A 13736-nucleotide genomic window follows, 5' to 3' on the forward strand; every position below is an offset into this window, starting at 1 on the left:
CATGACCAGCATGACCCCCGGATCCACCGTTGCGTCTGCCACTGCTCCCACCCGGCCCCGCAGCAGTTACTGGAGCCACCTGAAGTATGTGATGTCTGAGAACCCGGTCACCGGCCTGGCTTTCGGCCTGTTCGCCCTGATTATCCTGGCGGCCTTGTTCGGGCCTTACCTGGTGCCCCACGACCCCCTTGCCACCGGTGTGGGCGCTGCGCTTCAGCCTCCCAGCCTGGCGCACTGGTTCGGTACGGATCACCTAGGTCGGGATGTATTCTCCCGGGTGGTGGTGGCGACCCGGCTGGACCTGCTGATTTCTGTGTCTGCCGTGGCCATTTCCTTCGTGGTGGGATCGGTGATCGGGTCACTCGCCGGCTACTTCGGAGGCTGGACCGACCGCATCACCGGACGCCTGGTGGACACCATCATGGCCTTCCCGCTGTTCGTGCTGGCCATGGGCATTGTTGCCGCGGCTGGCAACACGGTGGAAAACATCGTCTACGCCACCGCCATCATTAACCTGCCTTTCTACGCCCGGATGGCCCGGGCGGAGGTCAGCATTCGTCGCAATGTGGGTTATGTCCAGGCTGCCCGCCTGTCCGGAAACTCGGAGCTGCGGGTGCTGTTCGGCCACATTTTCCCCAACATCATGCCGCCGATGATGGTGCAGATCTCACTCAATATGGGATGGGCCATCCTCAATGCCGCCGGGCTGTCGTTTATCGGGCTGGGGGTGCAGCCACCGTCTCCGGAGTGGGGGATCATGGTGGCCGAAGGCGCCAACTTCATTATCTCCGGCGAATGGTGGCTGGTTATCTTCCCCGGCCTGGCCCTGATGCTGGCTGTGTTCACCTTCAACCTGATTGGTGACGGTCTGCGGGATCTGGTGGATCCCCAGCGTCGCACCTGAGGAAATCACCATGACCATTCCATTGCTGGATGTTCAGCACCTGAGTGTTGATTTCGCTACCCGTAACGGCACAGTGCGGGCTATCGATGATATTTCCCTGGTCGTGGGCAAGGGTGAAACCCTCGGCATTGTCGGTGAATCCGGTTCCGGCAAGTCGGTAACCTCCTATGCCGTCATGCGTATCCTCGACCGGGCCGGCCGTATTGCCGGTGGACGCATCACCTATGGCGGCATGGCCCTGCACAAGGCACGGGAAAGGGACATGAGGGACATTCGCGGGCGAGAGATCTCGATGGTTTTCCAGAACCCCCGCGCTGCCCTGAACCCGATCCGCCGAATTGGCCAGCAGGTGGCGGATGTGCTTGTTCAGCACAGTCAGGCAACCCGTGGTAATGCACGGGAAAAGGCCGTCGAGATGCTCAGAGCCGTGAAGATCCGCGACCCGGAACAGCGCTACGATGCCTATCCCTTTGAACTCTCAGGCGGCATGTGTCAGCGCGTGGTCATCGCGATCGCGCTGGCCTGTCGGCCCCGGCTACTGATCGCTGATGAACCCACCACCGGGCTGGACGTGACGACACAGAAGGCGGTGATGGACCTGATCGTTGACCTTACCCGGGAATACGACATGTCCACCATTCTCATCACCCATGACCTGGGACTGGCTGCTGCCTACTGTGATCGGCTGGTGGTGATGGAAAAGGGCAGGATTGTAGAAGCCAACGGGTCTGCCGAACTGTTCCATGGCGCCCGGGAGGCCTATACCCGCCAACTTTTGCAGGCGACCCCCCGAATCGACTCTGAGGTAAGGGACCTGTTGCCCGCCGCTTTGCGAGCGACGGCGATGCCCCTTCCGGAAACCCACGACGTCGGTGAGCCGCTACTGACCGTCAAAGGTCTGAAAAAACAGTTCGGAAAGCCCGGTGCGGATAACGGCCACCTGGCGGTTCAGGACCTGTCCTTTACCATTCGCGAAGGGGAAAGTCTCGGGCTGGTGGGTGAGAGCGGCTGTGGCAAGTCGACTACCTCCGCCATGGTCATGCGCCTGCTGGATACGACCGGGGGAGCCATTGAGTTTCTGGGAGAAGACATTGCCGCGATTCCGGCGGCGAAGTTCGCCGCCCACCCCCTGCGCGGCAAGCTGCAGATGGTGTTTCAGGACCCCACTGACAGCCTTAACCCCCGCTGGAGTGCGGCCCAGTCCATCGGGGACCCCCTGCAACGATTGGCAAGCCATATGAATCGGCAGCAGCGGGAGGCGCGCATTCTCGAACTGGCGGCCCTGGTGGGTTTACCGGTTAACCTGCTTGACCGTTTTCCCCACCAGCTGTCCGGTGGTCAGAAAGCCAGGGTGGGGATCGCCCGGGCCATTGCCCTGGATCCCAGATTATTGATCCTCGATGAACCTACTGCCGCTCTCGACGTATCCGTGCAGGCCATTGTCCTCAACCTGCTGGAAGACCTGAAGCACCGGTTGGGTATGAGCTACCTGTTTATCTCCCACGACCTCAATGTGGTGCGGCTGCTGTGCGACCGGATCATGGTGATGCAGAACGGCGCCATCGTTGAAGAAGGTGATGCCCGCCAGCTGCTGGCTGCCCCCGCGACTGACTATACCCGAACCCTGCTGGCGGCCATCCCCCACCCGCCGCAGGCTGCCGCTAATGACTGAACAAGGACGCCGGCCATTGAACCTGAACAGGGCAGAGCATTCCGGGGGCGAGAAAATCGAATCGGCTCCCGTCCGTAAGGGCACCGTAGTGGACACATTGGTCCAGACCCTGGCAGACGACATCGTAAGTGGTCGCCTGCCACCCGGTACCAAGCTGGATGCCCGGGCCCTGGCCGAGCGTTTCGGCGTCTCCCGTACGCCGATCCGGGAAATGTTCGGCCACCTTGCGGCCATGGGCCTGGTGACGCACCGGCCCAACCGGGGGGTGATGGTGGCGACCCTGTCACCGGCCGCCCTTGGTGACCTGTACGAAGCCATGGCAGAGCTGGAAGCGGCCCTGGCGCGGTTGGCGGCACTGAGGATGAACAGTAGCCAGAGGCAACGTTTACTGACCCTGCATCAGGATTCGGTCCACCTGGTAAGGGACGGTACGGCCGATGCCTATGCCCGTTACAACCAGGAGTTCCATAACCTTATCTTTGAAGGGGCCCAGAGCGCCCAGTTAAGGCAGCTTGCCGAGGCTACCCGCACCCGGCTGGCGCCGTTTCGACGGGCCCAGTTCCGACTGGCCAACCGGGTCAGCAAGTCCTGGGAAGAGCATGATGCGATTGTCCAGGGTATCCTCGCCGGTGATGCCGATGGGGTGGCCCGTCTGATGCGCGTTCACGTCCAGACTGTCAGCGCCATGTCGGCGGAATTTGTAGCGGAGCACCAGCCCCTTACCGCCACCCGGGGGGCCTCGGCATGAAGGCTGAATCGTTAACGGGAGTGATTACCACTCCCGACCCCCGGGCCACAACAGCGGGGCAGGCTGTGCTCCAGGCTGGTGGCACCGCTATTGACGCAGCCATGGCAGCCGGCGCGGTGCTGTCGGTGGTCTGCCCCCATATGAGTGGTATCGGCGGTGACGCCCTCTGGTTGCTGAGCAATGGCATGAAGGTGGATATGCTGATGGGGCTGGGCCAGGCCGGCCGCCGCCTGCCCGAATCCGGGGCGATTACCATGCGTGGTCCGGCTTCGACAGCCACCACGGCGGGCGCCCTGCGGGCCTGGTCCCTGGCCCACGACTGGAGTCGACACCGTTGGGGTTCGACCATGACCTGGCCTGACCTGCTGGAGGAAGCGATCAGCCTGGCCCGGGATGGCTATGAGGTGGCCGGCAACCAGGCTTTCTGGCAACAGCAGCGCCGGGGTCTGATCGATGATCTGCCGGACCTCAGTGCCCTGTGTTGTGATACAACCGGCGAGCTCCTTACCGCGGGTACACCCGTCACACGCCCGGAACTGGCAACCACCCTGATGCACCTGGCCAGGGCGGGTATGGAGGATTTCTATGAAGGGGAACTGGCGACGGCCCTGGCGGAGGGATTCTGCAAGCTGGGCAATGGCCTGACCCGGGATGACCTTGTCACGACGAAGGCCTGGCATAGTGAGCCCCTGAGCATTCGCTACCGGCAGGGAACCCTGTACAACTTCCCCCCTCCCAGCCAGGGGCTGTATACCCTCAGTGCCCTGAATGCCCTTAACTTTGTCCACATGGGGGCGCTGGAGAACGGCGGCGCTGACTATTTCCACTACCTGGTTGAGGCCGTCAAGGCGCAGCTCAGACGGCGTAACCGTGACCTCTGTGATCCCACAGGCGGCACCCTCGATATTCGGCGCCTGCTGAGCCGGTCGCGGGCGGCTGTCGATTATGCGGCCATTGACCCTGAGATTGCCGTGCCCTGGCAGGAGCAAGGCCGGCCCGCTGACACCGTCTGGCTTGCCGCCACCGACAGCCAGGGTCGCACTGCCTGCCTGATGCAGAGCCTTTTCCACGATTTCGGCTCCGGTTGCATGATTGGCGATACCGGAATCCTGTGGCTCAATCGCGCCGCAGGCTTCAATCCGGACCCCTCCCATGCCAACGGCTGGGCTCCCGGCAAGCGGCCGGCCCACACCCTGAACCCGTCGGCCTACCTGGCGGACGATGGCCGGCAATTCTATTTCGGTACCCAGGGTGGCGACGGCCAGCCCCAGACCCAGCTGGTACTGGCGGCGCAACTGGTGGATTACCGCCAACCTGTGGACCGGGCGCTGTCGGCTCCCCGCTTTCTGCAGGGGCGCAGTTTCTTTGGTAGCAGTGAGAGTCTGAAGCTGGAGCGAACAATTGCGCCGGCGGTGGCAGCGTCGTTGACTGCAAGGGGGCACGATATCGAATGGATACCGGAGCTTAGTCCCTTTACCGGCCTCGCCGGAGCCATCGCGATATACGCCGATGGCCGCCGTGAAGCCATGCATGATCCCCGCGGTGAAGGTATCGCCCTGGGGCAGTGACAGTAGGTGCTTGCACCCATCGCAAGCGTCCAGCGGCCAGTAATCTTCACAGCGACGCATCGCGCCAACCAACGAAAGAAGGACATACCATGGATATGATTATCGCCTGCACCCTGCTGGGTATCGTCGCCGGGATACTGGCCGGCATGCTCGGGATTGGTGGCGGTGTCGTTATCGTGCCCGCCCTGGTGCTGATACTCTCGGCTCAACATTTCCCGCCGGAGTTCATCGTAATTACCGCAGTGGCCACGTCCCTGTGCACCATTATCTTCACCTCGATCTCGGCCGCCCGGGCCCAGATCAAGCGCCAGGCGGTGGACTGGACCATCTTCAGGCTATGGGCGCCATGGTGGTGATGGGCAGTTTCCTCAGTGGTTTTATCGCGGCACGTTTACCTGCAATTGTGTTGGAGACTGGTATTGCGGTGTTCCTGCTGGTGATATCCGTGATCATGCTCAGTCGCTGGGTGCCCGACCCCCGGCGGACCATGCCGGGAAAGGGTGGTACCACCGGCCTGGGCATGTTCAGCGGGGTACTTTCCGGGCTGGCTGGTATCGGGGGAGGTAACGTGATGGTGCCGCTGATGGTGTTCTTTAACGTACCTATGCAACGGGCGGTGGCTACCTCCAGTGCCCTCGGTTTTCCGCTGGCGGTAGTGGGCACCCTGGGTTATATCATCTCCGGTTGGGGCCGGTCCCCCGCAGACTGGTCACTGGGCTATGTCTACCTGCCTGCTGTGGCGCTGATTGCGGTTTTTACGGTGTTACTGGCACCGGTGGGAGTATCGCTGAGTCACAGGATTCCGGCACCTACGCTGAAACGGTGCTTTGGCGGGTTATTGCTGCTGGTGGCGGGGCGGATGTTGTTTAACGGGTTGTGAGGCTGCTGGTAGTCATTGTTTCAGTTGCTCCAGGTTGACTTACCTCCGGGATCCCTGCATGTTAAGCCTCGTTCGGCGCTCGTAGCATTCCAGGAACTCCACCGTACCGGTCCCGGTTGGCTCCACCACCCCGCGAACCCCGAATTTCCACCTGTGCCAGTGATAGCCAGACCGTTTCCAGAAGGACTTTGGAAGTCATGAACGGACCCGTGTTGCTCCAGTCGTCTCGGGCAATCAGCGCGATTGTTGTGCTCTGCGCCATTGTATTACTCTTGACGGGCCCTTCGGCTCAAGCACGATCCTCAGGCAACATCCTTGCCACAGACAGTCAATGGACTCCGCTTGAACTTTCCGTCACTGATACCCGCTATTCCCTCGCTTCACTTGACCATTCATCCGGTTTTGTCCCCGTGCCCGATAACCTGGCGCTGGAGGACGCGCTTGGTCAGCCCCCGCAGGACGAGACCTTCGGCCTGACTCCCAATTTCCGAGAGTACAGCCGCTACTGGCTCTATACCAATCTCCGAAATCGTTCCGACAATCGGGACTGGATGCTGCATATCAGCAACTTCGGATTTCTGGACCCCAGGGTCCTGGTCCAGGGGGAAGACGGGCAGGTGATCAGAACCTTCAGTAACAATGGCTACCAGGCTGGCACTGACATCAACACCATTGGCCGCGCCGTCAGGATCCAGCTCGAACCGGGGCAGGACTACCGGCTGGTAGTGGAGTTGACCGCCTACAAAGCGGCGTGGCAGCCCTACATCGGCCTGATGAGCGACCATTATTACCAGGGCTGGAAGATTACGCAGGACCTGGCCTACAAGACGGCGGTGGGCATCATACTGGGCTTCATCCTGCTGGGGCTGACCTGCTGGCTGGTCACCTGGGAGACACCCTTCTGGTGGGCTACGCTGTCTGCCCTGCTGATGCTGGTCTATCACCTGGAACACAGCAGCCTTCCGGCCCTGTTGTGGCAGTCCAGCTACGAGAAAAATGGGTTCTTCTGGGCGCTGATGTTTGCCACCATGCTGTCGCAACTGGCGTTCGCAGGCAGCTTCCTGGGTATCCGGCGAGGCTCCGGGCGATGGTACTACGCCTTTGCCGGAGCCATGGTGGTTACCGCCATTCTGGCTGTCGCCAGCCAGGTTCTCTCATTTGAGGCCAATATGCGACTGGCCGCCCTGAACTACCTTGTTGTGGCTGTGGTTGTCCTCGGTTCCGGGGTTTGCCGGGTCCGGTCCGAGGGCAGTTACTATTTCATCTACCTGCTGGGCTGGTTTCCCATGGTGCTGTCCATCCTGCAGGTGGCCTGGGTAGTCCAGGGGCCCGGAAGTAGCAGTGGCGAAATCACCGCCTCCTACAAGATGATCCACGTGGTCTACATCCAGATTTTGCACCTGTTGCTGCATGCGGTGGCCCTGGTCCTGAGGTTGAGGGCACTGCGCCGGGAAAAGCTCAAGGCGGAGTTCCTCAGCCTGGCCAAATCCCGCTTTATCGCCCAGAGCAGCCACGACCTGGCGCAACCCCTGCATTCGATGAGTGTGTTCCTGGAGTACCTGAAGCCCTATGTGCAGGGGCAGCAAGGCCAGAAAATCTTCCACCGGTTGCGGCATACCCACCGGCAGATGAACGAGTCTTTCCGGGCCATCATGGACCTTGGCAAGCTGGAGTCCGGCGTGATCCGTCCCGAGCCGAGGGCAGTCAGGCTCTCAGACCTATTCTCCAGACTCGAGCAGGACTACCGGGTGCTGGCACGGGAGAAAGGTCTCCAACTGAGCGTCTGCCACTGCTCGCTGACCGTCTTCAGTGACCCGGTGCTGCTGGAGCGACTGTTGCGCAACTTGCTCTCCAACGCCATCAAGTACACGGATCAGGGCAAGGTGCTTGTAGGCTGTCGGCGCCAGGGGCAGACGGCGATTCTGCAGGTACTGGACACCGGGTGCGGTATCACCGACCACGCACGGGAGCAGATCTTCGACATCTATCATCGATCGGCTGGAGGAGACACCGTGGCGGAAGGCTCCGGCATTGGCCTGTCCATCGTCCGCCATCTCGCCGATCGTCTGGATCATCCGCTCTCCCTGGCATCAATACCCGGTCGTGGAAGCCGGTTCTCGGTGACCGTGCCGCTCCTGAACGAAGGGGCGACGGACACCAAACCATTGCGGCAGGCACCCGCGCCAGTAGTGGCGTTGGCGTTCACGGATCGGGAACTGGCCGAGACCGTTTCAGGCTACCTGCGTCGGTGGCAGCAGACCCCGGTGGTGTTCGACTCCCTGGGCCAGGCCCTCGGATCGGACGCTGTTATCACCGTTTTGCTGTGCGATCAGGACAGCCTGGAGGGGTCGATATTGTCGATGGAGCAGGCCCGGTCGGTCGCCCAAAGCACCGCCCTCGCGTGTGTCTGTAAGCCAGGCACACCCCTGCCGGAACCGTGGACGGCCCTCTCCCCACACGCCCTGCCCGTGCAATTGAGGGCGTTGCTGAATACCGCCGGGCGCCGGCAGCCGGCGACAGCGGCGTGCCGATCTGCCGGGATCGCAGACGACCCCTCTCACGTTCCCCATACCGCCCCAACCTGATGAACCGACCCCTATGACCATCAAGGTACTGATCACCGAGGACCACGAACTCTACCGAGACGGATTGCGCCTGTTGCTTGAGGAAGCCATACCCGGCATGGAGGTGATTGAGGCGGAAGACTTCCCCGGGGCCCTGGAGGCCCTTTCCCGGCACCCGGACATTGCCCTGATGCTGCTGGACATCCAGTTGCCGGGCACTCGCGGCCTTGACGGACTGAGGGACATCAAGACCTGCTATCCGGCACTGTCGGTAGTCGTGGTCTCCACCATCGACCACCACGCCAGCATCCAGCAGATGCTGCAACTGGGGGCAGACGGGTTTATTGCCAAGACGAGTTCCCGGGCGGTGATGGTCCGCGCGCTGCGAGACGTCATGGCCGGGGAATCCGTGATTATCGGCGGCCAGGAGGGCCACCACACACCCTCCCTGCCGCCCCGTCAGCTGGCCACCCTGGAGCTGATGGCTCTGGGCCTGTCCAACAAGGAGATTGCCGCCCAGCTCACGATCTCCCCCGCCACGGTGAGGGAATACGTGTCGGACCTGCTGGTTCGGTTTGATTGTGCTAACCGGACCCAGGCCGTGCTTAAGGCACGGCGGCTTGGGTATATTCTCGACTGATGATTCAGAACCCGAACCCCGACACCAGGGCCCGGTTGCCGCTGTCCACATCCACGGCGATCAGGCTGCCAGTACTCTGGTCAGTGACATACAGAATCCGCGCCTCGGCATCGAATGCGGCGTCGGCCGGGGTGGATGTCGGGTTGAAGGGGCTGCCGCCGCCGATCAGCTGGTCATCGCCGCTGTCGAACTCGCCATCCGGGCCCCGGTCGTGGCCGGAAACCACGCTGCGGTCGCCGCTGGACAGGTCCACGGCGACGATGCTGGGTGGTACCTGGTCGATGCTGAATCCGAATGCGCTATCCAGTACCAGAGCGCGGTTGTTGGCCGCATCCAGGGCGACAGACACCGGGATCCTGAGAATATTGCCACTGCCGGTAGCCGGATCCGAGATCACCGTACGGTCGCCGCTGGACAGGTCCACGCTTATCAAACCTCCCAGCTCCTCATCGTTTATGTCGAACAATAGCACCAGCAGGCGATTGTTCCGGGCATCCAGAGCCACGGATATGGGCGACCGAATTGCCGGACCGGTGCCGATGTCGGTCTCCCCGCTGCCGTTGCCGGTCGAGATCAGGGTGCGATCGCCACTGTCCAGATCCACGGCGACCAGGCTGCCACGCTGGGCCACCAGCACCCGGTTATTGGCGACATCCACGGCCAGCGCCCGGATGTTGTCGAATGTCGGCCCCTCACCCACGTCATCACCGGACAGGGTGGAGCGGTCCCCGCTTTCCGGATCTACTGCTACCACTGTATTCGCCGAAGCATCCGCGACCAGCAAGCGGTTGTTGGCGGTATCTGCCACCAGGTTTCGAGCGTCGAGTAACCGAGGGCCTTGCCCGCGAACTTGATTGGGGTTGTCCGCATCGAAGCCGGAGAGTGTGACGCGGTCGCCAAAGGTGTCGCCCGGGGCCAGGTTCACGCCGTAGATCTCACTGCTACCATCGTTCAGGATGTCATCAAGCACGACCACCATCGGCTGGCGGGCGTCGGCATTGGGCAGCAGGGCCACGGCAGCAGGTGCCAAAAAGTCCGGACCGCTACCCAGGCGACTCCCCAGCGCGAGGCGGTCGCCGTTGCCCAGATTCACTACAAACACAGCCCTACTGCTGGAGTCGGCAACCCAGAGACGGTTGGCGTCTCTGGGGTCAAACAGCATATCGCTGATCTGTGTGAGGCGAGAGCCTGTGCCGATCACGGTGTCTTCCTCGTCCAGGCCGGAGAGCAGGGTCGTGCTACCGTTGCCGAGGTTGACACTGAAGAGATTATCACTGAAAACGTTTTCCCTGCTGGCAAGCACCGCCAGTTCGCTACCACCTGCAGGATCAAACCTCACCGCCTTGGGGTCGTTAAAGGTGGCCACCCTGCGTTTGCTTTTGCCTGCCAGGTCGACCTCGAACAAAGCCTCGATGCCAACGACAGTGTCTACCACCAGGGCGCGATCCGGGCTGGCCGGATCCACGTCTATGGACACCGGGGAGGCGATACTGACATTGTTGGTGGTGCCCGCCGCCAGGTTATCCAGATCGACAGTCAGCAGCCGGTCGGTGCCGGAATCGCCGATCAGCAGCCGGTTATTGGTGGTATCAAGCGCCAGTGACGAGGCAAAGGAGAACCCGGATACCAGCTCCGTGCGCGCCAGGGTCGCCAGATCTACCGCAATCACTTTGCCGGTGCCTGGGATGGAGCTTCTATCCAGCACCAGGGCGCGATTCTCGGCGGTATCCACCACCACCTGACTCGGTACGAGAAAGTTAGTGCCATGGCCGCCCCCTGTCTGACCGAGGATAGTGCGATGCCCCAGGGTTGGCCCGTCGCTCAGGTCCAGGGCGAACAGAGCGTCCAGGACTTGATCTATGACCAGCAAACGCGCTTCGCCGCTGACGGTGTCGAGAGCCAGGCCCTTAGGGCTGTGCAGGGCGGGACCGGGGTTTTCGACCTGTTCCAGGGTCAGGCTGAAACGCCCTACGCCACCCCGCGCGTCCTGGACTACGCCTTCCAGCGTATTGGTACCAGCCTGCAACGGCACGTTCGGCACCTGCCAGGTGGCGAAGCCGTCGTCTGTCTCCGCCAGCACGCCATGGACGGTGACGGCTGTGATGGCATCGCCATCCGGGTCGGTAGCAGTGCCCCGGACCGGGATATCGGTTCCGGTGGTCAGGCTGCCCGAAAGCGGGAACTGGACAGACGCGGTTGGGGCATGGTTCTCGTCTTCCGGCGGTGTCGGATCGTCTGATTCCGGTGGCGCGGGGCTATTCGCCCCATCGGAACCACCGCCTCCGCCGCCTCCACAGGCCCCCAGCAGTACTACCAGACCAGCCATCGCCAGCCACCGTGACGCGCTCTCTAGCATCCTCATGCAACCACTCCCCAGTTTTCTTACGGCCAAAGTCGGTCACTTTACGGCTCGGGTAAGACGGCGGGTACCCGACAGATGTCGGGATGGAAGGGGCAGTCAATCGTCCGGCTCGCGCACCGCCACACACTTTTAGCTTGCCGGAAGGCAATGCCTTCCTGGGCTTCCAGGGGCGCTCAGGCAAACACATTGATAACTTGCAGGTGGTCTACGCCGAACTCGTCGAGAACTGGTAATCCAGGGGATTGGGACACGCCGGTGCTGAGGTTTATGTCACAGGAACTCCATAACACCGTCGTCTAAACGACTGTACTGTATCGCCAGCTTGTCCTTCAGATAGTTCTGGTGAACCTGCCACGGCTCGCGGTCGCCCTGCCTGGGCAGGATGTCCGTCGCCCGCAGTACATAGCCGGATGTGAAGTCGAGGAACGGCCTGGCTCCTACCGAGGGATCTCCCCGGGGGACAGCCATCCGATAGCCTTTGCGATCCATGTAACGCAGCAGGCGACAGGTGTAGTTTGAGGTCAGCTCAGCTTTGAGTGTCCAGGAGGCGTTGGTGTAGCCGAACGTGATGATCAGGTTCGGCACATCGCTGAGCATCATGCCCTTGTAGGACATGCAATCACCGGGAGTCACGGGTTGGCCGTCTACCGTCAGAGCCATGCCACCCAGGGCATTGAGCTTCAGGCCGGTAGCGGTAATGATGATATCGGCTTCCAGTTCTTCACCGGAGCTGAGGAGGATGCCACCGGGGGTAAACCGTTCAATGTTATCAGTAACCACAGAGGCCCGCCCTGCTCTCAGGTCATGGAACAGGTCACCGTCAGGCACGGCGCAGATACGCTGATCCCAGGGTTTGTACGAGGGTGTAAAGTGTCTTATGTCGACGTCGCTGCCAACCTGGTCCTGCACCATGTTCAGCAGTCGCTGCCTGAACATTTCAGGCCTGGTTCGTGCAACGTGATAGAAGAACGACCCCAGCAGCACGTTTTTCCAGCGGGTGAATTGATGCGCAAGTCGCAGTGGTAGCCATTTCTTCAGAGTAAGGGCGACCCCGTCATTCTGTGGGCGGGTGACCACATAACTGGGTGAGCGTTGCAGCATGGTCACATGGCGTGCCTTCTGTGTGAGGGCTGGCACCAGGGTGACAGCAGTCGCGCCGCTACCAATCACCACCACACGCTTGTCCTGGTAATCGAGATGCTCCGGCCAGAACTGAGGGTGGATGATCTGTCCCTCGAAGGTCTCTTCTCCCGGGAACGTCGGCCGGTAGCCTTCATCATAGCTGTAGTAGCCGGAGCAGGAAGCAATGAAACGCGCCCGGTAGGTCTCCTCGTGTTCCTTGCCCTCAGAATCGGTGGCGATGGCCTTGACGGTCCAGAGACCATCGTTACCTGACCAGCTGGCAGACACCACACGGCGCTGAAAACGGATGTTCCTGACGGCGCCGGACTCTTCGGCAAGCTCCTCGATATAGTGTTTGATGTCCGGGCCGTCGGCGATGGCCTTGCGTTGGGTCCAGGGTTTATAGCTGTAGCTCAGCGTGTACATGTCGGAGTCCGAGCGGACGCCGGGATACCGGAACAGGTCCCAGGTTCCCCCGATCGCCTGTCGGCGTTCGAGAATCAGGTAGCGCTTGCCTGGACATTTTTCGGTCAACGCACGGGCGGCGCCTATGCCGGACAGGCCGGCTCCGATGATAAGGACATCCAGCGGCGAGGATTGGAGTTGTTCTTGTTCGCTGCTCATTGATGGTTCGCTTTTCAGTGTTGCTGATTTTGTAGCATAGAGCTGGAGGGGGTGGAAAGGTTCCGGGATGGCCTTCCGAAACGAAAAACGTTGTTTCTCTGACTGTTTCGGAAGGCATCCCGGAACCTTTCATTCTGGCTGTCGGGTTAGCCGGGCAATGATTTGTCGCGCGGCGGCCAGTAGCGGTACTCGAGGTGTATCGACCAGGCCACCTTCTGGCAGTGACTGGCTCACTGTTCTGGTCTATTACTTTAGCCATGGAAGGAGATAATTTATGGACATGCCCACGTTTGAAGAACTCAGGGACCTGGCCCGACGTGACCCGGAAGGATTTGAGGTGTTGCGCACGGAGTTGATTGAAGACTGTATCCGACAAAGTTCCGGGTGCAGTCGACGCCGGCTGCGTGGTATCCAGTTTGTGATTGACGCCCGGCGACGGGTGGCTGGCAGCCCAATGAAGGCCCTACTGGATATCCAGGCCATGATGCATGACTCGTTTCTGGACCTGCGCCTGGCCATTCAGGGGCAGCGGCTACACCTTGAGCCCTCTGTGTCGACGGGAGCTCGAATCTTGCCCTTTCAGCGGCCAGGCCGCTGATCGAAACAATGTCAACGCTGGAAGCACCGGGATAGCCTCGGTCGGCAAGCGGGG

At 61.4% G+C, this 13736-nt stretch carries 9 protein-coding genes and 1 pseudogene; 8 read left to right on the forward strand and 2 right to left on the reverse strand.

What is annotated here, in order from left to right:
- The first annotated feature begins 1 nt into the window (after position 1).
- The 7 genes and pseudogenes from LJ360_RS00080 to LJ360_RS00110 all read left to right on the forward strand — a co-directional run bounded on the left by LJ360_RS00080 (position 2) and on the right by LJ360_RS00110 (position 8976).
- Entirely contained in the window at positions 2 to 904 is a 903-nt protein-coding gene (locus tag LJ360_RS00080; RefSeq protein ID WP_091850763.1) for an ABC transporter permease, read from the forward strand.
- Between the two features lie 10 nt (positions 905 to 914).
- On the forward strand, positions 915 to 2576 hold the full coding sequence (locus tag LJ360_RS00085; protein WP_264994885.1) for a dipeptide ABC transporter ATP-binding protein: 1662 nt from the start codon (positions 915 to 917) through the stop codon (positions 2574 to 2576).
- Positions 2569 to 3324, forward strand: coding sequence for a GntR family transcriptional regulator (locus LJ360_RS00090; RefSeq protein WP_264994886.1), 756 nt, complete (start codon positions 2569 to 2571; stop codon positions 3322 to 3324). The genes LJ360_RS00085 and LJ360_RS00090 overlap by 8 nt, the downstream gene beginning before the upstream one ends.
- The gene (locus LJ360_RS00095) at positions 3321 to 4892 is read left to right on the forward strand and encodes a gamma-glutamyltransferase family protein (RefSeq protein ID WP_264994887.1); all 1572 of its coding nucleotides are present in this window, start codon (positions 3321 to 3323) and stop codon (positions 4890 to 4892) included. Before LJ360_RS00090 ends, LJ360_RS00095 begins: the two co-directional genes overlap by 4 nt.
- 146 nt (positions 4893 to 5038) lie before the next feature.
- Positions 5039 to 5772 (forward strand): annotated as a pseudogene (locus LJ360_RS00100) (sulfite exporter TauE/SafE family protein).
- A gap of 410 nt (positions 5773 to 6182) precedes the next feature.
- Positions 6183 to 8357, forward strand: a complete 2175-nt coding sequence (locus LJ360_RS00105; protein ID WP_264994888.1) for an ATP-binding protein — start codon at positions 6183 to 6185, stop codon at positions 8355 to 8357.
- 13 nt (positions 8358 to 8370) lie between these two features.
- The gene (locus LJ360_RS00110; RefSeq protein ID WP_264994889.1) at positions 8371 to 8976 is read left to right on the forward strand and encodes a response regulator transcription factor; all 606 of its coding nucleotides are present in this window, start codon (positions 8371 to 8373) and stop codon (positions 8974 to 8976) included.
- A 4-nt stretch (positions 8977 to 8980) separates the two neighbouring features.
- On the opposite strand, the gene LJ360_RS00115 is transcribed toward LJ360_RS00110, so the two are convergent.
- Positions 8981 to 11338: a hypothetical protein gene (locus LJ360_RS00115; RefSeq protein ID WP_264994890.1), complete on the reverse strand. Its 2358-nt coding sequence runs from the start codon at positions 11336 to 11338 to the stop codon at positions 8981 to 8983.
- A 270-nt stretch (positions 11339 to 11608) separates the two neighbouring features.
- Positions 11609 to 13084 carry a flavin-containing monooxygenase gene (locus LJ360_RS00120; protein WP_264994891.1) on the reverse strand — a complete coding sequence of 492 codons (1476 nt, stop codon included), beginning with the start codon at positions 13082 to 13084 and terminating at the stop codon, positions 11609 to 11611.
- A 274-nt stretch (positions 13085 to 13358) separates the two neighbouring features.
- On the opposite strand from LJ360_RS00120, the gene LJ360_RS00125 reads away from it, so the two are divergent.
- Positions 13359 to 13682 carry a DUF3135 domain-containing protein gene (locus LJ360_RS00125; RefSeq protein ID WP_091850744.1) on the forward strand — a complete coding sequence of 108 codons (324 nt, stop codon included), beginning with the start codon at positions 13359 to 13361 and terminating at the stop codon, positions 13680 to 13682.
- The last annotated feature ends 54 nt before the right edge of the window (positions 13683 to 13736 follow it).

Source organism: Marinobacter sp. AN1 (assembly GCF_026013985.1).
Lineage (GTDB): Bacteria > Pseudomonadota > Gammaproteobacteria > Pseudomonadales > Oleiphilaceae > Marinobacter > Marinobacter segnicrescens.

Coding starts and splice junctions, on each gene's coding strand:
- LJ360_RS00080 (WP_091850763.1), top strand. CDS start 2: ATGACCAGCATGACCCCCGGATCCACCGTTGCGTCTGCCACTGCTCCC.
- LJ360_RS00085 (WP_264994885.1), top strand. CDS start 915: ATGACCATTCCATTGCTGGATGTTCAGCACCTGAGTGTTGATTTCGCT.
- LJ360_RS00090 (WP_264994886.1), top strand. CDS start 2,569: ATGACTGAACAAGGACGCCGGCCATTGAACCTGAACAGGGCAGAGCAT.
- LJ360_RS00095 (WP_264994887.1), top strand. CDS start 3,321: ATGAAGGCTGAATCGTTAACGGGAGTGATTACCACTCCCGACCCCCGG.
- LJ360_RS00110 (WP_264994889.1), top strand. CDS start 8,371: ATGACCATCAAGGTACTGATCACCGAGGACCACGAACTCTACCGAGAC.
- LJ360_RS00115 (WP_264994890.1), bottom strand. CDS start 11,338: ATGAGGATGCTAGAGAGCGCGTCACGGTGGCTGGCGATGGCTGGTCTG.
- LJ360_RS00120 (WP_264994891.1), bottom strand. CDS start 13,084: ATGAGCAGCGAACAAGAACAACTCCAATCCTCGCCGCTGGATGTCCTT.
- LJ360_RS00125 (WP_091850744.1), top strand. CDS start 13,359: ATGGACATGCCCACGTTTGAAGAACTCAGGGACCTGGCCCGACGTGAC.